At 45.5% G+C, this 21,855-nt stretch carries 19 protein-coding genes; 18 read left to right on the plus strand and 1 reads right to left on the minus strand.

The features are described from left to right. Positions 1 to 650 precede the first annotated feature (650 nt). From WQ57_RS04865 to WQ57_RS04920, 12 genes are all read left to right on the plus strand, one after another. The gene (locus tag WQ57_RS04865; RefSeq protein WP_338151890.1) at positions 651 to 1,424 is read left to right on the plus strand and encodes an IclR family transcriptional regulator; all 774 of its coding nucleotides are present in this window, start codon (positions 651 to 653) and stop codon (positions 1,422 to 1,424) included. A gap of 59 nt (positions 1,425 to 1,483) precedes the next feature. After that, complete coding sequence (locus WQ57_RS04870; protein ID WP_046522604.1) at positions 1,484 to 2,368, plus strand: acetaldehyde dehydrogenase (acetylating); 885 nt, start codon at positions 1,484 to 1,486, stop codon at positions 2,366 to 2,368. A 22-nt stretch (positions 2,369 to 2,390) separates the two neighbouring features. After that, positions 2,391 to 3,419: a 4-hydroxy-2-oxovalerate aldolase gene (gene dmpG, locus WQ57_RS04875; protein ID WP_046522605.1), complete on the plus strand. Its 1,029-nt coding sequence runs from the start codon at positions 2,391 to 2,393 to the stop codon at positions 3,417 to 3,419. Between the two features lie 124 nt (positions 3,420 to 3,543). Beyond that, positions 3,544 to 5,421: a V4R domain-containing protein gene (locus WQ57_RS04880; protein WP_046522606.1), complete on the plus strand. Its 1,878-nt coding sequence runs from the start codon at positions 3,544 to 3,546 to the stop codon at positions 5,419 to 5,421. Positions 5,422 to 5,656: 235 nt separating this feature from the next. Continuing rightward, complete coding sequence (locus WQ57_RS04885; protein ID WP_046522607.1) at positions 5,657 to 5,839, plus strand: Fur-regulated basic protein FbpA; 183 nt, start codon at positions 5,657 to 5,659, stop codon at positions 5,837 to 5,839. Between the two features lie 285 nt (positions 5,840 to 6,124). Further along, on the plus strand, positions 6,125 to 7,309 hold the full coding sequence (locus tag WQ57_RS04890; protein WP_046522608.1) for an acyl-CoA dehydrogenase family protein: 1,185 nt from the start codon (positions 6,125 to 6,127) through the stop codon (positions 7,307 to 7,309). Between the two features lie 51 nt (positions 7,310 to 7,360). Further along, a complete protein-coding gene (locus tag WQ57_RS04895; RefSeq protein WP_046522609.1) occupies positions 7,361 to 7,837 on the plus strand; it encodes a flavin reductase family protein in 477 nt (158 codons plus the stop codon). Positions 7,838 to 7,857: 20 nt separating this feature from the next. Beyond that, positions 7,858 to 8,679, plus strand: a complete 822-nt coding sequence (locus WQ57_RS04900) for an FAD synthetase family protein (RefSeq protein ID WP_052948644.1) — start codon at positions 7,858 to 7,860, stop codon at positions 8,677 to 8,679. A 43-nt stretch (positions 8,680 to 8,722) separates the two neighbouring features. After that, complete coding sequence (gene hpaD, locus WQ57_RS04905; RefSeq protein WP_046522610.1) at positions 8,723 to 9,685, plus strand: 3,4-dihydroxyphenylacetate 2,3-dioxygenase; 963 nt, start codon at positions 8,723 to 8,725, stop codon at positions 9,683 to 9,685. A gap of 42 nt (positions 9,686 to 9,727) precedes the next feature. After that, a complete protein-coding gene (locus tag WQ57_RS04910; RefSeq protein ID WP_046522611.1) occupies positions 9,728 to 10,585 on the plus strand; it encodes an alpha/beta fold hydrolase in 858 nt (285 codons plus the stop codon). A gap of 88 nt (positions 10,586 to 10,673) precedes the next feature. Further along, complete coding sequence (locus WQ57_RS04915; RefSeq protein WP_241481480.1) at positions 10,674 to 11,462, plus strand: 2-keto-4-pentenoate hydratase; 789 nt, start codon at positions 10,674 to 10,676, stop codon at positions 11,460 to 11,462. Between the two features lie 365 nt (positions 11,463 to 11,827). After that, positions 11,828 to 13,129 (plus strand): MFS transporter, encoded by a 1,302-nt coding sequence (locus tag WQ57_RS04920; RefSeq protein ID WP_046522612.1) that lies wholly within the window; start codon positions 11,828 to 11,830, stop codon positions 13,127 to 13,129. A 148-nt stretch (positions 13,130 to 13,277) separates the two neighbouring features. Here WQ57_RS04920 and WQ57_RS04925 read toward each other — a convergent pair whose 3' ends face one another. Next, a complete protein-coding gene (locus WQ57_RS04925) occupies positions 13,278 to 13,589 on the minus strand; it encodes a hypothetical protein (RefSeq protein WP_046522613.1) in 312 nt (103 codons plus the stop codon). 392 nt (positions 13,590 to 13,981) lie between these two features. Between WQ57_RS04925 and WQ57_RS04930 the strand changes: the two genes are divergently transcribed. From WQ57_RS04930 to WQ57_RS04955, 6 genes are all read left to right on the plus strand, one after another. Then, positions 13,982 to 14,950, plus strand: coding sequence for an SMP-30/gluconolactonase/LRE family protein (locus tag WQ57_RS04930; protein WP_241481481.1), 969 nt, complete (start codon positions 13,982 to 13,984; stop codon positions 14,948 to 14,950). 66 nt (positions 14,951 to 15,016) lie between these two features. Continuing rightward, positions 15,017 to 16,219: an MFS transporter gene (locus tag WQ57_RS04935; RefSeq protein ID WP_046522614.1), complete on the plus strand. Its 1,203-nt coding sequence runs from the start codon at positions 15,017 to 15,019 to the stop codon at positions 16,217 to 16,219. A 138-nt stretch (positions 16,220 to 16,357) separates the two neighbouring features. After that, positions 16,358 to 18,664 (plus strand): arylsulfatase, encoded by a 2,307-nt coding sequence (locus tag WQ57_RS04940; RefSeq protein WP_052948645.1) that lies wholly within the window; start codon positions 16,358 to 16,360, stop codon positions 18,662 to 18,664. A 92-nt stretch (positions 18,665 to 18,756) separates the two neighbouring features. Continuing rightward, on the plus strand, positions 18,757 to 20,013 hold the full coding sequence (locus tag WQ57_RS04945) for an anaerobic sulfatase maturase (protein WP_046522615.1): 1,257 nt from the start codon (positions 18,757 to 18,759) through the stop codon (positions 20,011 to 20,013). Positions 20,014 to 20,270: 257 nt separating this feature from the next. After that, complete coding sequence (locus WQ57_RS04950; RefSeq protein ID WP_046522616.1) at positions 20,271 to 21,116, plus strand: alpha/beta fold hydrolase; 846 nt, start codon at positions 20,271 to 20,273, stop codon at positions 21,114 to 21,116. Positions 21,117 to 21,155: 39 nt separating this feature from the next. Further along, entirely contained in the window at positions 21,156 to 21,824 is a 669-nt protein-coding gene (locus WQ57_RS04955; RefSeq protein ID WP_046522617.1) for a GntR family transcriptional regulator, read from the plus strand. Positions 21,825 to 21,855: the final 31 nt, after the last annotated feature.

Below are 21,855 nucleotides of genomic sequence, written 5' to 3' on the forward strand. Positions count from 1 at the left end.
CCGGGAAGTTTTTTTGTGGTGACAGATTTTTGGTGAAAAGATCCATTATGAGACGAGAGAACCGTCCCTCTGCTTCTTGAAGTGCGCAAACGGCAAAAAAAATCAGGAAACCGGACAATAAAAAGGGTCCTGGCAAATAGAAAAGGAAAATCGGCAAATAGAACTCTGAAACTAGCAAATAGAAGTGCGGAACCGGCAAATAAAATCAGGAAACCGGACAATAAAAAGGGTCCTGGCAAATAGAAAAGGAAAATCGGCTAATAGAATGCGAAAACTGGCAAATAGAAGTGCGGAACCGGCAAATAGAACGAGGAAACCGGACAATAAAAAGGGTCCTGGCAAATAGAAAAGGGAAATCGGCAAATAGAACACGACACCTAGTAAAAAGAAGTGCGGAAAAAGCAAATAGATCAGGAATATGGACAATAAAAATGGTCCGGGCAAATAGAAACGAGAAAACGGCAAATAGAAACAGGAATTTAGACAATAAAAACGATCCTCCCTATTAAAAAAGCAAAATTGTGAAGCAGCAGAACCGTCCCCCTGCCTCAAATAATAGTTGACAGAAAAAACAAAATTGTTTTAAAGTAAGGGTATATAATAAATTTACGAATGATATTCGACAATGTAGAATACAGCATAAATTGAGGGTGGTACCTATTACAGAACGATTGATTCAATCCATTGAGAGAGCAGCCGATGTGCTGGAGCTGTTTCTGTCTACGGATCAGTACTTAAGTGTCAAAGAAATTAGCGATAGGCTTGGCTTATCCAAAAGTACGGTTCATGGCATCATTAAAACGCTGGAGGTTAGGGGATACCTGAAGCAGAATCCTGCTGACCAAAAATACAAGCTCGGAATGAAGCTTTTTGAGCTTGGCAATCAAGTCAGCCAGCAGATCAATATCGCAGAAATCGCGCGGCCTGTCATAAAGGAACTGGTGCAGAGTATGCAAGAAACCGTCCATCTTGTTGTGTACGAAAATGGAGAGGTCATTTATGTTGAAAAGCTCGATGGCCCCAGGGCCTTAAGAATCTACTCCCATATTGGCAAGAGGGCTCCGATTCATTGTACAGGGGTGGGCAAGGCAATACTTGCACACCTGGATGATGCCAAGGTAGAAGAACTTTTATCAAACAACGATTTGAAACCGTTCACAGAACATACGATGACAGAAAAACAGAAAGTCAAGCAGCAGCTGGAAAACATTCGCGAGCGGGGTTATGCGGTAGATGATGAAGAGATCGAATTGGGACTTCAATGTGTGGCCGCTCCGATTTTTGACCATCAAGGGAAGGCCGTCGCTGCCATCAGCTGTGCCGCACCAAAGATAAGGCTTGATCAGGAAAAGCTAAATCAGGCCATAAATGAAATCAAGGAGGCTGCCTTCAGAATATCGGCAAGCCTGGGATATAAAACCTAGCCGCCTTCAAGCGGCTGGATGATTTATATAAAAAAGACCCACCTGAGGAGGAGAAGAATTTGTCTAAAGTGAAAGTTGCGATACTCGGTTCAGGAAATATTGGAACCGATCTCATGATTAAGCTGGGGCGTTCAGAGGTTCTGGAGCTCACAGCGGTAATTGGAATTGATCCGGAATCGGACGGATTGCGCCGTGCAAAGGAAAGCGGATATGCTGCGATTGATACCGGGATTGACGGTTTCCTTGAGCGCCCGGAGCTTGCTGATATTGTTTTTGACGCCACTTCGGCAAAAGCCCATGTTCGCCATGCAAAACTGCTGAAAGAAGCAGGCAAGAAAGTCATTGATATGACACCGGCGGCCAGGGGAGTATTGGTGGTTCCGCCGGTTAACATGAACGAAAACCTGGAAGCCGAAAATATCAACCTCATTACCTGCGGCGGGCAGGCAACCATCCCGATGGTCCACGCGGTAAACCGGGTAAGTCCGGTAGAATATGCAGAAATTGTTGCCACGATTTCCAGCCGCAGTGCCGGACCAGGAACACGAGCCAATATTGATGAATTCACCCAAACCACGGCACGTGCGATCGAAGAGGTAGGGGGAGCAGCAAAAGGAAAAGCCATCATCATTCTAAATCCTGCCGAACCGCCAATCCTGATGCGCGATACCGTTCATGTTCTCGTAAAAGAAGGAACGCTGGATGAAGCAAAGATTTCTCAATCATTGAAAGAGATGGAGAAAGCTGTCCAGTCCTATGTTCCGGGCTACCGCCTGCGCACGGAGCCAATGTTTGATGGAAACAAAGTCACGATTTTCATTGAAGTTGAGGGAGCCGGGGATTACCTGCCAACGTATTCCGGAAACCTGGATATCATGACGGCTGCAGGTGTGAAGGTAGCAGAAGAGTTTGCGAAAAACGAGCTTGCCAAACAGCTTGTTTAACAAGAAGGGAGAGGGATTTAACATGACAATTGAAAGAGATCTTTTCATTACGGAAGTGGCTTTAAGGGATGGCAGCCACGCCATTTCCCACCAGTTTACGGTCGACCAGGTTTTACAGGTAACAAAGGCGTTGAATGATGCCGGCGTTCCTTATATTGAGGTATCCCACGGAGACGGTTTATCCGGTTCGTCTCTTCAATATGGTTTTTCAAAGACGAATGAAATGGAATTGATCGAGGCGGCAGTTTCCGTTGCGGATCAAGCTAAAATCGCTGTCCTTCTTCTTCCGGGAATCGGTACGGTAAAAGATCTGAAGGAAGCAGCCAGCCTGGGAGCGAAAATGGCCCGGATTGCGACCCACGTCACCGAAGCGGATGTGGCCCCTCAGCATATCCAGGCTGCCAAGGAGCTTGGGATGGAAACGGTCGGATTTTTGATGATGTCCCATATGGCAGAGGTTGATAAACTGGTAGAACAGGCAAAATTAATGGAAAGCTATGGAGCCGACAGTGTGTATGTGGTCGATTCTGCGGGTGCCCTGCTTCCGGATGGAGTGCGCCAGCGCATTCGTGCCCTGAAGCAGAGTGTTGGCATTAATATTGGGTTCCATGCGCACAACAATCTGTCCCTGGCAATGGCGAACACGTTGGTGGCGATTGAAGAAGGAGCGACCCGCATTGACGGCAGTGTCCGCTGCCTTGGGGCCGGAGCAGGTAATACACAAACAGAAGTGCTTGTTGCCGTGCTTGATAGAATGGGAGTAAAAACGGGTATCGATGTGTATAAGATGATGGATTTAGCCGAAGAAATCGTCGCGCCAATCCTGCAAACTCCTCAGGAAATCACAAGAGAAAGCCTGACTCTTGGGTATGCGGGCGTCTATTCAAGCTTTGCACTTCATGCCAAACGTGCTGCGGCCCGATTCGGAGTGGATTCTCGCGACATTCTGACAGAGCTTGGGAAACGAAAAGTCGTCGGCGGTCAGGAAGACATGATTTGGGATGTAGCCGAAGAAATTGCAGCTTCAGCCAAAAGCCCGGCCAAAGTGTAATATAATGAGAGTAAGGAAGCGGGCCAGGTAACTAACCTATGAAAGAATAAAACTGCCTGGAAAGGAGTACCCGTCCTAAATTTCAGGCAGTTTTTATTTTATTGAAATACATAGAGGTGGTAAGATGAACATCCAGATTTCAGAAGGCAGCTATGAGGAGCAAGCAGCGGAACAGGGGCGGAAACTGGTCATATCGTCTTCGGCTTTCGGGATTATCCGGCAGCAGCTTGCCAAGAATATCGGCATTGAGCGGATAAGAGGGTTTTTGTTTCATTATGGCTGGGAAATGGGCGAGAATGATGCCAAGGAAATTATGAAAACCGAATCATCTGTTGAAGTCCTGGTGAAAAAAGGGCCACTGCTTCATATTGCAAACGGCCATATCACAGGGATGCACCATGATTGTGATGTAAAATATGATGAAAATCAGCAATTGCTATCCGTTTTTGGGAGAGGGACATGGGTCAATTCTTATGAAGCCGAGGAACATGTTAAGCGGTTGGGCATTTCCAAGCACCCAGTCTGCCATACTTTGATTGGATATGCGAGCGGTTACATGTCGACGGTATTCGGAGGACCGCTTTTTGCAAAAGAGATCGAATGCGTTGGTAAGGGTGATCCGGTCTGCCGCTGGGTCGTCAAAACGCAAAAGCAATGGGAAAGTGAAAACGAGGCTGAACCTTCCCTCTATCATGAAACACCGATTGTAGAAGAACTGGAAGTCACCTATGAACAGTTGCTTGAACAGCAAAAGCTGGTTACAAAGCTGGCTGATTTTCAGAAAATCCTTACAGAAGAGATATCAAACGGAAGTGATTTGCAAAGCATTGCCGAAATGGCATACCGTGTCGGAAACATTCCAATCGTGATTGAAGATATCCAGCACCGAAAGCTCGCATTATCCGGTTTGACAGAAGAAGACTATTTGTTCCTGGAAGAAGACATCCAGAACCATTTTCAGCATAACAGGCCTGACTTGCTGGAAACACCCCAAAACCGGCTGTTGCCGTTTAGAAAGAAAATCATTAAAACGGGTGTCCAGGAACGCCTGGTCACGCCTATATTGGTACAAAAAGAAGTAATTGGTTATTGTTCTTTTATCTATGATGATATGAAAGAGCACAATCCTGAGGAAGATTATTTATTTTTAGACAGGTTTTCCAATGCTGCTTCCCTTATCTTATTAAACGAGAAAACCAGGTTTGAATCCTTTGAAAGGATGAAGGGGAGCTTCCTGGAGCAGATTCTGGATGGGAAACTGCCTGTAGAGGAAATCATCAAGCGGGGAAAATACACGGGACTGGATTTGGGACAGCCGTATTTCATGACGGTTATGGCGCACAAGGAAAACAATGCGACGATTGAGGAAGAATTCCACTTGCAGGAACAGATTTTTGAAAAGACATTCCGCTATTTTAAGGAGAAAAAACTAAATTTGCTGGTCGGCCAGCGGGACGGAAACATGGTCCTGTTTACTCCGGGAAGGTCCATTTGCTCTTCATCCATTGAGCATATTATAGAAGAATATCATTCTTTCATTTCGAAACAATACCCAAAAAGCAGCTTTAAATTTGGGATCAGCAGCATGGGGGAAGGGGTTCAAAACGCGGCGAAATGCTATGAGGAAGCAATGATTGCACTAAGGTTAGCGATTAAAAAAGAGATTGTCCCCTTTGGCTCACTGGGAATCATTGGGATGCTCGTGACCGCTGAAAACTTAAGGGGAATCAAGATCATTGCCGAGCAGGAACTTGGACCTTTATATGACCGGGAGGACCCGAAAAATGCCGAACTCCTCAAAACCTTGTACATTTTCCTGTTAAACGGCGGGAAACTGGAGCAGACAATGAAGGACCTTGCCTTATCGATGAGCGGCCTAAGGCACCGGATTACCAGGATTGAAAGTCTGCTCGGAAAGGACCTTCGGAATCCAGAAGGAACACACCAGCTGCTGATGATCATTAAGGCATTAATTGCCTTTGGGGAATTGGAGCTGGATTAGGAGGAACAGGTTTGGCTTTACAGTAGAACAACAAAATCAGCAGTCCAAGACAAGTTGGACTGCTGATTTTGTTGTTTGAAGTAACTTCAAACATAAAAGTTTTTTAATTTAATCCCCACTTTACAGGTAGGAATAATAAGGTTATAATAAAATTAACGTATAACAAACATCCCGACCGTTTTAACCGTGTTTTATGGCTAATGAGGATTGTTAAAAAACTCAAGGAGTGGTCCTGATGAGGAATTCTATCGAAAATAGACGGCAAAAGCTTATCAATAAACTCATTTTATTGAACGTATATAGCAAAGAAGATAAACAGCTTTCTGATATGACACTTTCAAGGCTGGAATATGAATATAAAAGATACAAATTGCTTAACCATCCTCATGGTGAGTTTGGTTCCATTCAATGGGTATAAACAGATAAATAAAGTCGGCCTCTTTAACAGACTGTATGGTGCATCGCACCTGCGGTCTTTTTTTGTGGCCTCTTGTAAAAAAGCAGAATAGACAAAAAACTACTAATCGAGGGGGAAACATGAACAATTTTTGCTCTAGTCTGAAAGTTAGCAATTATTTTAAGCTATATATAGACGGTGATTATAGTGAAAATACAGCAAGGGCAAACACCAATAACCGGTATTTAAACGATTTTTAGCAGGATGAACCAAAACAGACATGAAGACAGAAAAGGAGTGTAGACGATGGCGATCCATGCATTGAATGAGAAAGATTCCGTAGTGGAACAGTTGCTAATCGGAGCAGAGAAAGTCGGAAGGCTTGCGGAGCAGGAAGCGCAAGAGGCCGAGAAAAATGCGACGATTTCTGAAAACGTTGTCAAAATGATAAAGGAAACAGACATTTCAAGGATGCTGCTTCCCAAAAAATACGGCGGTCCTCAGGTTGATTTGAAAGCGTTTGCCAAGGTTGTCCGCACAGTGGCCAATTACAATATATCGGCCGCCTGGCTTGCTTACCTGTATCCGCTGCATAATATGCTGCCCGCCTTTTTACCGCCAGAAGGACGTGATGAAATTGTCCAACAGGGCGGATTGATCTGCGATATCTTTGCTGCCCTCGGGAAAGCGGAGCCGGAAGGTGATGGCTACCGCATTAGCGGTAAATGGAGTTTTGTAAGCGGTGTCCTCCACAGTGATTGGGTTGGGGTCGGCGTGATGATTCAGTTCCCTGACAAGGAAAAGCCGGAATACTGCCTGCCGATGCTGAAGGTTTCCGAAGTCGAGGTTGTGGAAAACTGGGATACGTTTGGTTTGCGGGGAACAGGCAGCAACCAGGTTATTGCCGAAAATGTATACGTTCCCAAAGAGCGGATTTTGCGGATTGAACCGGCTGAAGCGACAAGAAGGCCGCCAGAGGAAGATTACGACAAAGACTATCCGGTATACGGTGTTCCATTCTTCCCGGCGTTTTACCTTGGCTTCCCTTATATGGCCATTGGCGGTGCTGAACGAATCCTGAAGGAATTCAAGGAAGCGACGGAAAAACGTGTCCGTCTCATGGATGGCGTGAGGGAAAGCGAATCTCCGCGAAGCCAGAGAGTGCTTGCTGAATTGACCACCGAGTTTCACCAGGCAGAAGGGCTGATGGAAAAGTATATGGACCTCCTGATCAACTATGAAAAAAATGGCTGCGTAACCCAGAATGCCGAATTCTTTGCGCTAAGGACGAAAGCGATCAAGATTTGCGTCGACATCGCGGTAAGAGCCTTGCTGACACTCGGGGGCGGCGCATTGTATAAGGGCGGTGCAATGGAATTGTTCCTAAGGGATATCCTTTCTGTCGCGACACATAAAACATCGTTATATGAAGATGCCGTCGCTGCCTACGGAAAAGAATTATTCGGCTTTCACAGTGGTGTGAGAGGTTAAGGGCAGTTTGTTATCAAAGTACAAAAGAATGTTTAGCAGGAGGAAAGGAAAATGGATGACCGTCAATTTAGAAGTGCAATGGGAAAATTCGCGACAGGGGTAACCGTCATCGCAACGGAGCTGGATGGAGACATCCATGGAATGACGGCAAATGCCTTCATGTCTGTGTCTCTTGATCCAAAGCTTGTGGTGATCTCGATTGGGGAAAGAGCGAAAATTTTAACTAAGATTCAGGAAAGCAAGCTTTTCACTGTCAATATTTTAGCGGCGGACCAAAAAGAGCTGTCGATGATTTTTGCGGGACAAATCAAGGAACCAAGAGAAGTGGCGTTTGACACCCTTGATGGTAAACCGGTCCTGCCGGGAGCGATTGCCCAAATCGCCTGTGAGGTTTCCACAGAACATGTGGAAGGTGACCATACTTTATTTATTGGAAAGGTAACCGGCATCCAGCTGAGGGATGCTGAACCACTTGTGTTTTACAGCGGACAATATCGCTCTCTCGAAGAAAACGCCAGCTTAGTATAAAGAGCGGGAAAGGAGCCAGTATGGAAAGCATTCTCGTAAGCCAGGAAAATCTTGCTGTCTGGCAAGGCATGGCCAAGCCAAATGTCATGGCGCTCGGCTGTTTTGACGGGCTCCATCTTGGTCACGAAAAGGTCATCAAAACAGCAGCGCTAAAGGCAGCGGAAAGGAATCTCCCCCTTTCGGTCATGAGCTTCTTTCCTCATCCTAGAACCGTCCTGGACAGGGGAGACAAGGAATTCCATTATTTGATGCCGCAATCCGAAAAAGAAACAAGGCTCCGAAAACTGGGGGTCGATACCTTTTACACGGTGGAATTTGACAAAGAGTTTGCCTCCTTGCTTCCCGAACAGTTTGTGGCGGACTATCTCATTGGCCTGAAGGTCGTCCATGCCGTTGCGGGCTTTGACTATTCCTACGGCCGCCGGGGCGCCGGCAACCTGGACACTTTGAAAACAGATTCCGGCGGTCTCATCTCCATTACAAAAGTTGATAAAGTGGAAATTGAAGGGGAAAAGGTCAGTTCGACCCTGATCCGGAAAAAATTATTGGAAGGCGAAGTCGAGGAATTGGCCAATCTGCTGGGCAGCCCTTACAAGGTAAAAGGCACCTGGGAAGAAAACAGGCTAATTCCCCACCCATACTATACGCTCCCAGCTCCTGGAACCTATTATGTTTCATTAAAGTCGGAAAACGGCTGTATCGGGACAGAAATGGAGGTAACCGGTAAGCGGATGCTTCAATGCAATTTGAAAACGCCTTCTTTTATTAACGGTAGCTGTTCGGTCGTCTGGCATTACCGCCTTCCCAAGGCTGCGCCATTATTTGTACGCTACGGTACATGATTGTAATGAAAATCAACCCAATAACACATAGAGGTGAAGAAAAGTGATTTTACGCTTAGGGCAAATTGAACTGTTTGTAACCGATTTGAATGCATCAAAGGAATTTTATGTGGATGTATTAGGCTTTATTGAAGTAGAAAGAACAGAAACCAGTCTTTATTTGAGAGCGACCGATGAATTCGACCGCTATACCCTGATCTTGACGCAAAAACCGGTCTCTGCTCTAGGCAGCTTCGGATTAAGGGTCTCGAGTCCGGAATACCTGGAAGTTTTAAAAAGGAAGCATGAGGAAGCCGGAATCAGAGCGGAATACTCAGAGAACAGCGAGCATCCGGGGATAGGTCCTACGCTGAAAGTGGCCGAGCCAAACGGCCATCCAGTCGAATTCTACCATTCCATGGAGCAAATTGATGTGAGCAATAGTAAGGGCGGCGTCAAGGCTCTTCCAATGCGCTATACCCATCTGCAAAAAGGAATCCCGCCAATCCGCATCGACCATATGAACCTGCGTGTGCCAAATGTCGACAAGGCCTTGGAATACTGGAACGGAGTCCTTGGATTCAGCATTTCCGAATATGTGGAAGGAAAGGATGGCGGAAAGTTCGCTGCCTGGACTCGCGCGAAAACATCGACACATGATGTGGCGCTCGTTAAACATAAGGAAACGGCACTGCACCATATCGCCTATACGGTAGACGGGATTGCCGGCGTGGTCCGCACAGCCGACCTTCTGGCGGACGCAGGCTACCGGAACTCGATTGATTATGGTCCAGGAAGACACGGCGTATCCAATGCCTTCTTCCTTTATATAAAAGACCCGGACGGACACCGCATCGAAATCTATTCCGGCGATTACAACCGGGATACCGACCTCGACCCAATCGGCTGGACACAGGAGGACTACGAAAGGAACGGCCGTTTATGGTGGGGACCATCAGTGCCAGACAGCTTCTTTGAAACCACTCCAGTGAATCCTGACTGGATGAGAGAGCTTGTTAAAAAATAAGAACCTTGCATCACCAGAATTTTAAAAAGGAGAGAGATAGGAATGACAATCTGGAATGACCTGCACGACTTGGAATTTAAACTGTACTACCTGGACGCGGACGGAATTAAAACAAGAGTGCTCGAATCCGGTACAGGTGAGCCTCTGATCCTGCTTCATGGAACGGGGGGGCATATAGAGGCGTATGCCCGCAACATCAAAGGGCTGGCGGAACATTTCAGGGTCATATGCATCGATATGCTTGGACATGGCTATACAGACAAGCCGGACCACCCTTATGGAATCGATTTATACAGCGACCACCTGCTCGCCGTTATCAAGGCTCTGGATTTGAAGGAAGTCTACCTTTCCGGTGAATCATTGGGCGGCTGGGTGGCAGCCTGGTTCGCAGCCCATAATCCCGGCATCGCAAAGGCACTTGTGCTGAATACGCCGGGAAATGTAAACAACAAGCCTGAAGTAATGGCGAAGTTAAAAGAGTCTACGGTTAAGGCCGTTCTTGAAGCAAACTATGAAAATGTGAAAACAAGGCTTGAGTGGCTGATGTACGATAAGAGCCAGGTCACCGATGAATTGATAGAATCACGATACAAAATCTACACCAAGCCAGCTTATCAGGAAGCCGTTCACCATATCGTTGCCCTCCAGGATCTTGAATTTCGCCAAAACTTCAGCTGGGATCTCTCCTGGTGCAGCAAGATCGACGTACCGACCATGCTGGCATGGACATCCCATGACCCAACTTCAACGGTTGAGGAAGCGAAACCGATCCAGGAGATGATTCCTGGCAGTGAATTGACGGTCATCAATGATGCGGGCCACTGGCCGCAATGGGAAAAGGTAGAAGAATTCAACCAGGTGATTATTGATTTCTTTGCCAAGAAGCATGCGGTCTTATAATAGAGGAATTGGATGAAAAGAATGGGATAGTACAGGCGTTATGCTTGTACTATCCAGTTATCTATTTTTATAGAAAAAGGTGATTTCCGTGAGTATACAAAGCACGAATCTGGTACAAGAAGCCTATCGGCATTTACAGGAGGCTGAGGAGGGAAGGGCTGTTTCTCCGCTGACGGAGTTGTATTCGTCCCTCACAGTGGATGAAGCCTACCAGGTTCAACTGAAAACCATTGAACAAAAAGTGAGCGAAGGACAGAGAATTGTCGGCAAGAAAATTGGCCTCACCTCTTTTGCGATGCAAAACCTGTTGGGTGTGGACCAGCCGGACTATGGACACCTGCTTGAACACATGGAAGTGAAGAACAAAGGTGAAATTGCGCTTAATACCCTTTTCCAGCCCAAAGTCGAGGGAGAAATTGCCTTCATCCTGAAGAAGGATCTAAAAGGACCTTCGGTAACCGAACAAGAGGTATTGGAAGCAACGGATTATATTGTGCCTTCATTGGAAATTGTCGACAGCCGGATTAAGGACTGGAAGATCAAGCTGCAGGACACCATTGCAGATAACGCTTCATGCGGGCTGTATGTGTTAGGAGAGCAAAAAGTGGAACTGGAGGGTCTGGATCTCACTAAAATTGAAATGTCACTCTACAAGAATGGCGAGCTGATTAATCAGGGAACAGGCGCTGATGTTTTGGGACATCCCGCTAAGTGTGTTGCCTGGCTGGCCAATAAGCTCTCAGACTATAGTGTGATCCTAAAAGCAGGGGAAGTTATTTTATCAGGAGCCCTGTCGGCAGCCGTTGATGCACAAAAAGGGGACAGCTTCACGGCAGAGTTCACGAAATTAGGGAAAGTGGAAGTATCATTTGGATAGGCTCTATTATTATTCATTCATAAAGGTATGAGAATTATTATTAAGAGGAGAACTTCCGGTTATTGTGCGCAAGAGTACCTAAATGAGCAGAAATAAGCGGAGAAACTCCCCTTATCCTCTCAAAATAAGGCAAAAACCATAGATTTCTATACCTATAACCGGAAAAACTTCTCTTATTTTAAGGGAAATTTGGGTATTTTCCGAATTACCCGTATATTCTACCTTTATTTTTTTAATTAGAGTGAAATCAACATTCAGCTATAACAGAGAATTAGGATAAAAACTGGAGGGACAGAGGCTTGCAGATCATAAAGAATAGCAACAGGCTTCTGTTCCTAGTTCCGCTACTACAGGAGGTCGAATATATGAACGAAAAGGGAGCAGCGAAAAGCGCCAAAATCTCAAAGACAGCATGGATTGTCATAGCATTATTGTTTTTACTCACGGTCATCAGCAATGCCGATAAGGCGGTCATCGGGTTTGCTTCTGTACCCATCATGAAGGAATTAGGCTTGAATGCCGAGCAATGGGGAATCATTGGCAGCGCCTTCTTCTTCTTGTATTCCATTTCAGCCATACTGGTTGGAGCCCTTGCTGACAAAATCGGCATCAAAAAGGTGATCGCTGGAATGGCAGCGGTATGGGCGATAGTCCAGTTTTCTACTGTATTTGTAAGCAGCTTTACTTATCTCCTTATTACCCGGATTATTTTGGGAGCAGGAGAAGGACCATCGTATTCCTTGGCCATGACAGCAGCATCAAGGTATCTTCCTAAAGAAAAGCTGGGAGTTGGCTTAACCCTTGTCTCGATTGGCGGTCCGCTTGGAGTGGCCGTGTCCGCACCAATCTTGATGCATCTTATTCTGAACTATGGCTGGCGCTCCGCGTTCGTTGCAACCGGAATCGTCGGGCTCATCTGGATTGCCTTCTGGCTAATGGTAGTAAAGGAGAAAAAGGAGGAGGAGCCTGCTGCAGTGAATCAAGGGCAAGCGGCCGCGGCAGCTGTTCCCGAAACAAAGTTCAAAGCAGCCTTGCTTTCGAAAAACTTCATCTTTATCGCATTCTGCGGTTTTGCTACCTACTGGTCTTTCACCATCGGACTCAACTGGCTGCCGAATTACCTGGAGAATGTCCGCAACCTAAGTGCTGAGACTCTGACGATTGTCGTTGCTCTGCCATGGATCATGATTACACTTTCGCAGCTGCTCTTTTCAAGCCTGTCCGACCGCATTTACCATAAAACGCAAAATGTGGTCAAAGGAAGGGTGTTTATTCTTGGACCTGTAATGGCAGCAGGAGCAGCCTGCTACTTCCTCGGTACGCTCGTCAGCTCCAACATTCTTGCGATTGCCTTCCTTTCATTGGGACTGACTTTTGGCTGCATTACCCTTGTACTCGGACCCGCAATCCTGGTCGATTTGGTCGCCAAAAAACACCAGGGGAAAATCCAGGGCTGGTTCATGGCATTCACGTCCTTGGGAGGGATTGTCGGACCATACGTAACAGGCATGCTGGTTGAAAACTCAGCCACCGCAGCGGCAGGATTCCACCTATCCTTCCAGGTATGCGCTCTGATGCTTCTCATCTTCGGGGGACTCGTATGGCTGGGAGTACGCCCAAAAAACGCCGAACAAAGCACCAGCGTTCTGGTTACCAAAGAAGCATAGGGACGGTTCTCGTGCATCACTAAGGCAGAGTTAACAAAAAAATGAATGCGGTTTCACAATTCCTTGGATGCCTTCAAGGTTCAAGACGCTAAAAATCTAAATCGAAAAAAACAAAAAGAGACACTGTGCATGTCTCTTTTTGTTTTTATCACATCTCGTCATGTGAAATGATTCTAAATTGCAGCTCTTTATCAGCATTCAATGAACCTACTACTATTTGATTATCTTCCGTAATCGTTATGTATCGGAATAAGTCACCGCCGAAAACCAGTAAATCTGGGTTGCTTTGGGTATTTTCCATTTTCGCAAAAACATCTTCTGTGTACTCAAGGAGGTTAAAATCCTCTGAACCTTTGGCTGAACAGCCTTTCCAGGTGAACAGAAAGTTTTTTAGCGAGATTTTTTCAATTTCCGATAATTGTTTTTTAAAACGCACCTTATCCACTGTTATGGTTTGCATTTGGTTTCACTCCTTCATAAGTATTCATTGTATAGATAGAGGTTCACAGGTTCAACGCTATTCCCGTATCATTCTTTTTACAATTTAGTTACTAAACAAGCAAAGGAATGGTACTCTGGAATCTTTCATAAGAGAAGACTTCATACCCTTATCATTATACTTTCAGGTAGTAAAAGGGCTTTTCTCGTGCCTCACTCGAAGCCCTGAAATGCAGGATGAATGAAGCCTTTTATTTTAACAAAAAAACCATGGTTAGAATAGGGGGAAAATTTACTGAAAATTAAAAAAATACAAAGAAAGTTTCATATTGTTTGAGTACATTGCCGCGTGTATATTTTAAATTAGCACTTCTGCCCAAAATGACTAACCATAAAAAGGAGGAATTTCGGAAGGTGAGAAAACGGAGTTTAGTAATAGCAGTATTGTTTGCGCTGTTTTTTGTAACCGCTACCATTGCAGGGGCCAAAGCATTGTATGAAACAAAATCTGTGCCAAAAGGGGAACGGCACAACATCAAGGAGATCATTCCAGCTAAAGCGAAATGGGAAAAGGTTGTGACTGGCAACGGGGGATTTATGGAAGGAATCAACTTCGACCGGAAAGGAAACATCTGGATGGTCAGCCCAATGACGGGCGAGCTTTTGACGGTCAAAAATGGCAAGGTGGTAAGTGTCGCCAACTATAAGGGACCTGTCGGGGCAAAATTCCACAAAGACGGCCGTCTCTTCATGACAGACCTTTCAGGCGTGATCCAGGCATATGACCCGGCAACCGGAAAGAGTTCAATCATCGTGGATTCCTACAAGGGCAAACCATTAAACGGGTTGAATGACCTGGTATTTGATAAGGATGGCGGCTTGTATTTTACCGAGCCAATGGGTTCGAGTGCCACCCATCCAGTTGGCCGTGTATTCTACCTGCCTCCAAACAGCAAGGAACCGGTATTATTCGCAGAGAATATTGCTTATCCGAATGGGGTCGCAATATCCGCCGACGGGCTGAGAGTGTATATTTCTGAATTCGGCAAAAACAGGGTCCTCTCTGTCCCTGCCAAAAATGCCCCGCCTTCACCAGAAACTCCATTTGTCTTCGGACAATATGAGGGAGGAATCGGGCCAGATGGACTGGCTGTCGATACAGAAGGAAATTTATATATAGCCCATTTCCAGGCCGGGGAAATCATTGTTCAGGATGCCAGCGGATTTAAATATGGAATCATCCGTTTGCCTGAAGGTGCCGGAACTTTCACGACGAATCTGGCGTTTCATGATGGCTACCTGTATATTACTGAATCCTCCAAAAACGAGGTTTGGCGAATCCCTGTTAACAAGAAAGGCTTAACACCATACGGGCTGCAATAACTTTTCAACTGCCAAGGCTGCGTGTGTTCTTTGTAATGAAAGATTTGGGATGAGGGGGAGCAAAGAATGCAAAGAAGTATCGGGAAAAAAATGCTTATGTTTCTTGTCGTGATTATCGCTTTTCAGGATGTGGCCGCTGGTGTGGCTGGTTCGATTATGGCCGACATCATCAAGGCGTATCCGGATTATGATCCGACCATTGTCATGCTCGTCGCTACTTTTCCGGGGTTGATTCAGATTGTGCCCGCTCTTTTCTACGGGAAACTAACGAAGAAATTCAAAAAAAGGACGCTTTTATTTACCGGTTTAACATTGTTCATAATCGGCGGAACGCTCCCGGCTTTCATCGACAGCCTCCCGCTGATCATTGCCATGAGGGGGATACTTGGACTGGGTGTCGGAATCACCATGCCATTATCTGTTGATATTATCACCGACTTCTTTGAAGGCAGGGAAAAAGATTTCCTGATTGGGTTTGGAACCTCCACAGTTGCCTGTATCGGAGCGATCTTCTTCCAGCTTGTCGGCGGAATCCTGGCTGACGCCTATGGCTGGCAATATGGTTTCCTAACCTACCTGTTTCCTTTGTGGATCCTTGCCGTTACCTTTCTTTATCTTCCTGAACCGGAAAAGAAAGTGCAGGCACAAACCCAGGACACTGAAGGGGAGAAGAAGCTTAAACTCCCTAAGGCCGTGTATTGGACCTGTTTGGGCCAGGTGATTTATTCCGGTTTGATTTTTGGGTATGTCACAAATATTTCAGTTGTGATCCAGAGTGATAATCTTGGAAGTGCCACGGAAGCCGGAATGGCGATTTCGGTGTTTACTTTTGGAACGCTGCTGGCCGGGTTTGTGTTTGGCCGGGTAAAGCATATGCTGCCGAATATGTTCCTGCCTGTAGGGATTGGATTCACCGCACTTGGTATGGCCATCTGCTATTTCTCACCAAGCCTCACTTTGATCTTCATTGGCAGCATCATAGGCGGAGCCGGTATGGGAATTGGCCTTCCCGGCGTATTTGCCAGGGTATCCGATCTGGCGCCTGCCGGGATTACCTCTGTAGGGGTAGGGCTGGTCGTTGCCAGCCAGGGGATCGGCGGAATTACAGGACCTTTCGCTTTCCAGGTTGTACAGAACATCTTCAACCAGGGAATCGGCCGTTTCCCATTAGCTGTTAGTGCAACCGGTCTGGTTCTACTTGCAATCGTTTGGGCGCTAACTGCGAGTAAATCACCAAATAAGAATTTGGAAGTTACTTTAAACCAGTAAGAGGAAGCCCCGTTCAGTTCTTTGCTAAATAGCCATCCGCTAAAAAGCTAAATTTTCCAGTTTAGCTTTTTAGCATGTCCAGAAGCATGCAGAACAATCGGAAGGGGTCCTTTTCATACTGTTAAAGGAGGAAGAAAAGTGGAAAAAGACTTAAAAGTACTAAGGAAGTCCCCATTTCATCAACTAACCATTTTTGCTTCAGCGCTTGCTTTGTTATCAGGCTGTTCCTATAAAAACTTCAGCGGTCCGGAGATCAAAGCGGAAGCCGCACAGAATAAGGAAGCCAAAGAAAACGACCGTTCTGCTGGAGAAGACACAGAAAAGCCGAATATCGTATACATTGTCCTGGACGATTCAGGATTTTCAGACCTTGCCAGCTATGGTTCGGAAATGAAAACACCGAATTTGGATAAATTGGCGGAAAATGGCCTCCGATACAATAATTCGCATGTTACACCTGTGTGCTCACCCACACGTGCTGCCTTATTGACCGGAAGAAATCCTCATTCTGCAGGTATGGCGACCGTAGCCAACTTTGACATGGGTCCGGAATATCCAAACAAACGTGGACGAATCAAACCGGAAGCAGGAACCGTGGCTGAAGTACTAAAGGAGAATGGCTATAATACATATGCCCTCGGCAAATGGCATTTAGCTCCATCCCATCAGGCGACACCTGCTGGCCCATATGAAAATTGGCCGCTTGCGAAAGGGTTTGACCGTTTCTACGGCTTTCTGGAGGATTCGAGTGACCAGTATAAGCCAGAACTCGTTCAGGACAATAGTTTTATTGAAACACCTGATGATGAAAACTACCATTTTTCAGAAGACCTAGTTGACCAGGCAAATCAGTATGTGACCGACCATGCTTCGGTGAATCCGGATAAACCATTCTTTATGTATTTAGCCTTTGGTGCCCAGCATCAGCCGGTACAGGTGCCAAAAAAGTATATCGACATGTATAAGGGAGTATATGACAAAGGCTGGGATGAAATCAGAAAGGAACGATTTGAAAGACAAAAAGAACTTGGAATCATTCCGGAAAATACTGGGCTGCCCCCATTAAATCCGGGAGTAAAACCATGGGACCAGCTAACAAAAGAGGAGAAAAATGCATTTATCCGGTTCCAGGAAACCTATGCCGGCTTCATGACACATACGGATGAACAAATCGGGCGACTGATTGACAATTTGGAGAGGGTCGGTGAACTGGAAGATACGATGATCGTGTTTCTGTCCGATAATGGTGCGAGTTCGATGGGCAAAGATACAGGTTCCATCAATCACACATTAGCCTACAACGATATCAAAGAAAGCTTGGATGATATTGCAAAAAACACAAAATATATCGGGAGTGACAAAACAAAAGCGGAATTCCCGCAAGGCTGGGCCCAAGTAAGCGGCACACCATACAGATTGTACAAATCAACCATGTACAATGCAGGAATTAAAAGCCCGCTGATTGTCTATTATCCAAAAGGCATGAAAGAGGAAGCAAGGGGAGAGGTGCGGAGCCAGTTTGTCCATGCCATTGACGTTACCCCAACCGTTTATGAGCTGGCGGGAATAAAGCTTCCGACGGAAATAAAAGGTGTGGAGCAAATGCCGCTTCACGGTGAGAGCTTCGCCGACACGTTTAACGATGGTGGGGCAGAAACCAGAAAGACACAATTCTTTGAGAATAATGGCCAGCGGGCCATTTATCACGACGGATGGAAGGCGATTGGCCTCCATAGCCCGGCCCAGGGCCAGGATTTCACCCTCGACAAATGGGAACTGTACCATGTAGCAGAGGATGCCTCCGAAACAAAAGACCTTGCTGGGGCACAACCGGAGAAATTAAAGGAACTGCAGGACTTGTTTGAAGAGGAAGCAGGGAAATACAACGTATTCCCAATGTCCTTCATCATGGGCGACGGCTTCTTGTCCATCCCAAAAGATTCATTGAGGGCAAAAAATTCCTTTACCTTCTATCAGGGCATGTCGCGTTTGCCTGAAGGAGCATCCCCATTCCTGATTAACAGGTCATACTCGATTACGGTTCCCATCAAGCGGGACAAAAAGGATGAAGGAGTGTTATTGGCATTAGGAAGCACGGAAAGCGGATATACGCTTTATATCAAAAATAACAGGCTGGTGTATGAATACAACCGCGGAAATAAAGTGTATAAAATCGAATCCAGGCAAAAGGTTCCTTCAGGTCCTTCCACCATTACGTACAAGTTCGACCATACTGGGCAGCATAAGGGAACTGGAACTCTCTATCTCAATGGGGAAAAAGTGGGTGAGGCCGCCATTGAGGAAACCCATAAATTCAAACTCAGCTTTGAAGGGCTCGATATCGGCAAAGATTCAAATTATCCGGTGAGCCCGGCCTACGTAAAACAAAGAGACTTTGAATTTACCGGGGAGATAGAGAAAGTAGTCTATCAAATACAACAATAGAAGTATAAACATAACAAATCAAAAGGAGTGGAAGCCGGTGAATCACCATTTTGTCACTGGCTTCTCCATTCCTTCCAAGAAGGGAAGATGACATGCAAAAGAATCACCTGCAAACAGAAGGGTTTCATATGCTAGCCAAGCCATCGGGACCGATTTGCAACCTAGACTGCCATTATTGCTTTTATACTGAAAAAGAGGCGCTGTTCACAGGTACAAATCATTTTCGGATGAGTGATGAAACGCTTGAGAAATTCATCAGCCAATACATAAAAGCCCAAAATTCACCGGAAATCCCATTTGTCTGGCAGGGCGGGGAGCCTACACTGATGGGATTGGAGTTTTATAAAAAGGTAGTGGTACTGCAGCAAAAACATGCCGAAGGCAAGAAAATCACCAACTCCCTTCAAACCAATGGCACCCTGTTAACGGAGGAGTGGTGCCAATTCTTAGCCAAACATGACTTTCTAGTGGGATTAAGTCTTGATGGACCGGAATTCATCCATGATCATTACCGGGTCGACCGTGGAGGGAAACCTACTTTCCATAAGGTTTTAAAAGCATTGCATATGCTGAAAAAATATAAGGTATCCTACAACGTCCTAACCTGTGTCACGAAGGAGTCATCCCAATATCCGCTTGAAATCTATTCCTTCTTTAAAGAGCAAGGAGCAGAATTTATTCAGTTTATTCCCATTGTCGAAAGAATGCCAGATCAAAAAGCGGCCGAGCTTGGCCTGCGTCATGCAGCCCCGCCATCCATTCATGAAGAAGAAATTCAGAAGACGGTTTCTCCATGGACGGTAGAACCAGAGAAGTTTGGGGATTTCCTCATTGCTATATTTGATGAGTGGGTCCGAAAGGATGTCGGCAGCGTTCATGTGATGAATTTTGAACAGTCACTAACCTCCTGGCTGGGGCTCCCGGCAACATCATGTGTGTTTGCGGAAACATGCGGCAGGGCCGCCATTGTCGAACATAATGGAGACGTTTATTCATGCGATCATTACATGTATCCGGATTATCGCCTTGGAAACATCTACAATGAAACGTTTGCCGAAATGATGGATTCCAATCAGCAGCGGGCTTTCGGTGAAAACAAAAAAGCAAGTCTTCCAAAATATTGCCAAAGCTGTGAAGTCCGATTTGCCTGTAACGGAGAATGCCCAAAGCACCGTTTTCTTTTAACCCCGGATGGAGAGCCAGGACTTAATTATTTATGTGCAGGCTACAAAAAGTATTTTTATCATATTCACAAATATATGAAAGTCATGGTCCAACTAATAGAGAATGACCTGCCGGTTTCCGAGGTAATGGGAGTGATCAAAAGGCCGCTAGTTATGAAAAAATAATCAAACGAAGAAGTTCAGGCCATGTCTATTTATATCCTTTGGTGTAAACCTGCTGCTATACTATCCCCGCCTATACGTAATTTATTTTTCTTTAAAAAATTTTCAGAATTAATTGACATGCAAAAAGTAGAAAGGTAAAATTATAGTTAATAAGTGAAAGCGCTTTAATTACTATATATATAGTAAAAATCCATGTACTAAAATTTTAGTAAGGAAACTAAAGTGCTGAAAAAATTATTCATAAGGTGAGGTAGAGAATGACAAACATAACGACACGCAAAGTTAAAACAGGAAACTATCAAACTTTTCTTCATGAAGGCGGGGAAAAATCAGCCGAGACGATCATCTTCCTGCATGGCAGCGGCCCAGGTGTAAGCGCACGGACGAATTGGCAGTATATCCTGCCGCATTTCAGTGAAAGCTTTCATGTGGTAGCTCCTGATATTTTTGGTTTTGGTGATACCGACCATCCAGAGGAGTATCCTGAAAATGGTGCAAAGTGGATGTCGGCACGAGTGGACCAAATTCTATCCTTGATGGATGCCATGGGAGTGGAAAAAGCCCACTTGGTAGGCAATTCGTTAGGTGGTGTGATTTCTCTCAATCTTCTAATGTATGCTCCGGAACGTTTCGATCGGGTTGTCCTGATGGGAGCAGGAGGGGGATTGACGGAGCCGACACCGGAACTCGCCAAATTGGCAAACTTTGCTAGCGATCCGAGCGAGGCAAACTTCAAGAACCTGTTCAGATGGTTTTTATATGATGAAACCTTCCTGGAAGCGGAACTGGACAATATTGTGGCAGAACGGATGGAAAACTTCAATCGGCCGGAGGTTCGCAGATCGTTTGCTGCAAACTTTAAAAACTCACATTTGTCCGATATGCTTGTCCCTCCTTCCGCACTAAGGAGAATGAAGAATCCATTCCTGCTCATTCACGGCCAGGAAGACAGGTTTGTACCGCTTGAGAGCAGCCTGTATGTCATGAAATACCTTCCTGATGTTCAATTACATACCTTTAAACAATGCGGCCACTGGGCACAAATTGAGCAAAAGGACCGATTTATCAAACTGACAACCGACTTCTTTAAGCGGGAAATTTAACCAGCATTAGAATGACTATCTGGATTGAAGGTGTTTCGAGTGAAAAAAGATCAAGCCTATCGGTATATTAAAAATCAAATCATGGAAGAAAAATGGAGTTCGGAAACAGCGGTTAACGTCAATGAAATTGCGGCGGAATTGAATATGAGCCGGACTCCCATCCATAAGGCATTGTCAGAATTGGCGCAAGAAGGATTTCTCCATATCATTCCGCAAGTGGGGGTATTCGTCAAAAAACCTGATTTGAGTGAAGTGCTTGAACGTGTCTATGTGTGTGCCAGCTTGGATGCCCTGATGGCTGAACAGGCAACCTTCTATCTCAAGGAAGAGGATTTTAAGCATATGGAATCCATTTTAAAGACGATGGATGTTCCAGATATTTGTGTGGAGGAGTATTCCAGCTTAAACATAGAGTTTCACAGGGTTATTTATGAAGCTTCCGGTTATACCTATACGCTAAATCATGCAAAGCAGCTATGGGACTACTTAAACTATGTAGGCAGTCCGGATGTGCTTTTTAGTGAAAGCAGAAGAAAGCGCTCCCAGTCAGAGCATTGGATGATTTATTTTGCGCTGAAAGACGGTGATCATAAACTGGTGAAAAGCCTGGTAGAACATCATATGCGCCGGGTTGCTGATAGCATTAAGGATAAGCTTAGCGAGAAAGAATCCGACGAACAGGCTGTATATTCATTTTTGCATAGATGACGCAAGAAATAGCTTGAATAAAGGGAGGGTT

This window comes from Mesobacillus campisalis, from assembly GCF_000986785.1.
Taxonomy (GTDB): domain Bacteria; phylum Bacillota; class Bacilli; order Bacillales; family Cytobacillaceae; genus Mesobacillus_B; species Mesobacillus_B campisalis.

Excerpts from the sequence above, each read along its gene's own strand:
- dmpG (WP_046522605.1), top strand. The coding sequence starts at position 2,391 with ATGACAATTGAAAGAGATCTTTTCATTACGGAAGTGGCTTTAAGGGAT.
- WQ57_RS04880 (WP_046522606.1), top strand. The coding sequence starts at position 3,544 with ATGAACATCCAGATTTCAGAAGGCAGCTATGAGGAGCAAGCAGCGGAA.
- WQ57_RS04885 (WP_046522607.1), top strand. The coding sequence starts at position 5,657 with ATGAGGAATTCTATCGAAAATAGACGGCAAAAGCTTATCAATAAACTC.
- WQ57_RS04890 (WP_046522608.1), top strand. The coding sequence starts at position 6,125 with ATGGCGATCCATGCATTGAATGAGAAAGATTCCGTAGTGGAACAGTTG.
- WQ57_RS04895 (WP_046522609.1), top strand. The coding sequence starts at position 7,361 with ATGGATGACCGTCAATTTAGAAGTGCAATGGGAAAATTCGCGACAGGG.
- WQ57_RS04900 (WP_052948644.1), top strand. The coding sequence starts at position 7,858 with ATGGAAAGCATTCTCGTAAGCCAGGAAAATCTTGCTGTCTGGCAAGGC.
- WQ57_RS04910 (WP_046522611.1), top strand. The coding sequence starts at position 9,728 with ATGACAATCTGGAATGACCTGCACGACTTGGAATTTAAACTGTACTAC.
- WQ57_RS04920 (WP_046522612.1), top strand. The coding sequence starts at position 11,828 with ATGAACGAAAAGGGAGCAGCGAAAAGCGCCAAAATCTCAAAGACAGCA.
- WQ57_RS04925 (WP_046522613.1), bottom strand. The coding sequence starts at position 13,589 with ATGCAAACCATAACAGTGGATAAGGTGCGTTTTAAAAAACAATTATCG.
- WQ57_RS04935 (WP_046522614.1), top strand. The coding sequence starts at position 15,017 with ATGCAAAGAAGTATCGGGAAAAAAATGCTTATGTTTCTTGTCGTGATT.
- WQ57_RS04945 (WP_046522615.1), top strand. The coding sequence starts at position 18,757 with ATGCAAAAGAATCACCTGCAAACAGAAGGGTTTCATATGCTAGCCAAG.
- WQ57_RS04950 (WP_046522616.1), top strand. The coding sequence starts at position 20,271 with ATGACAAACATAACGACACGCAAAGTTAAAACAGGAAACTATCAAACT.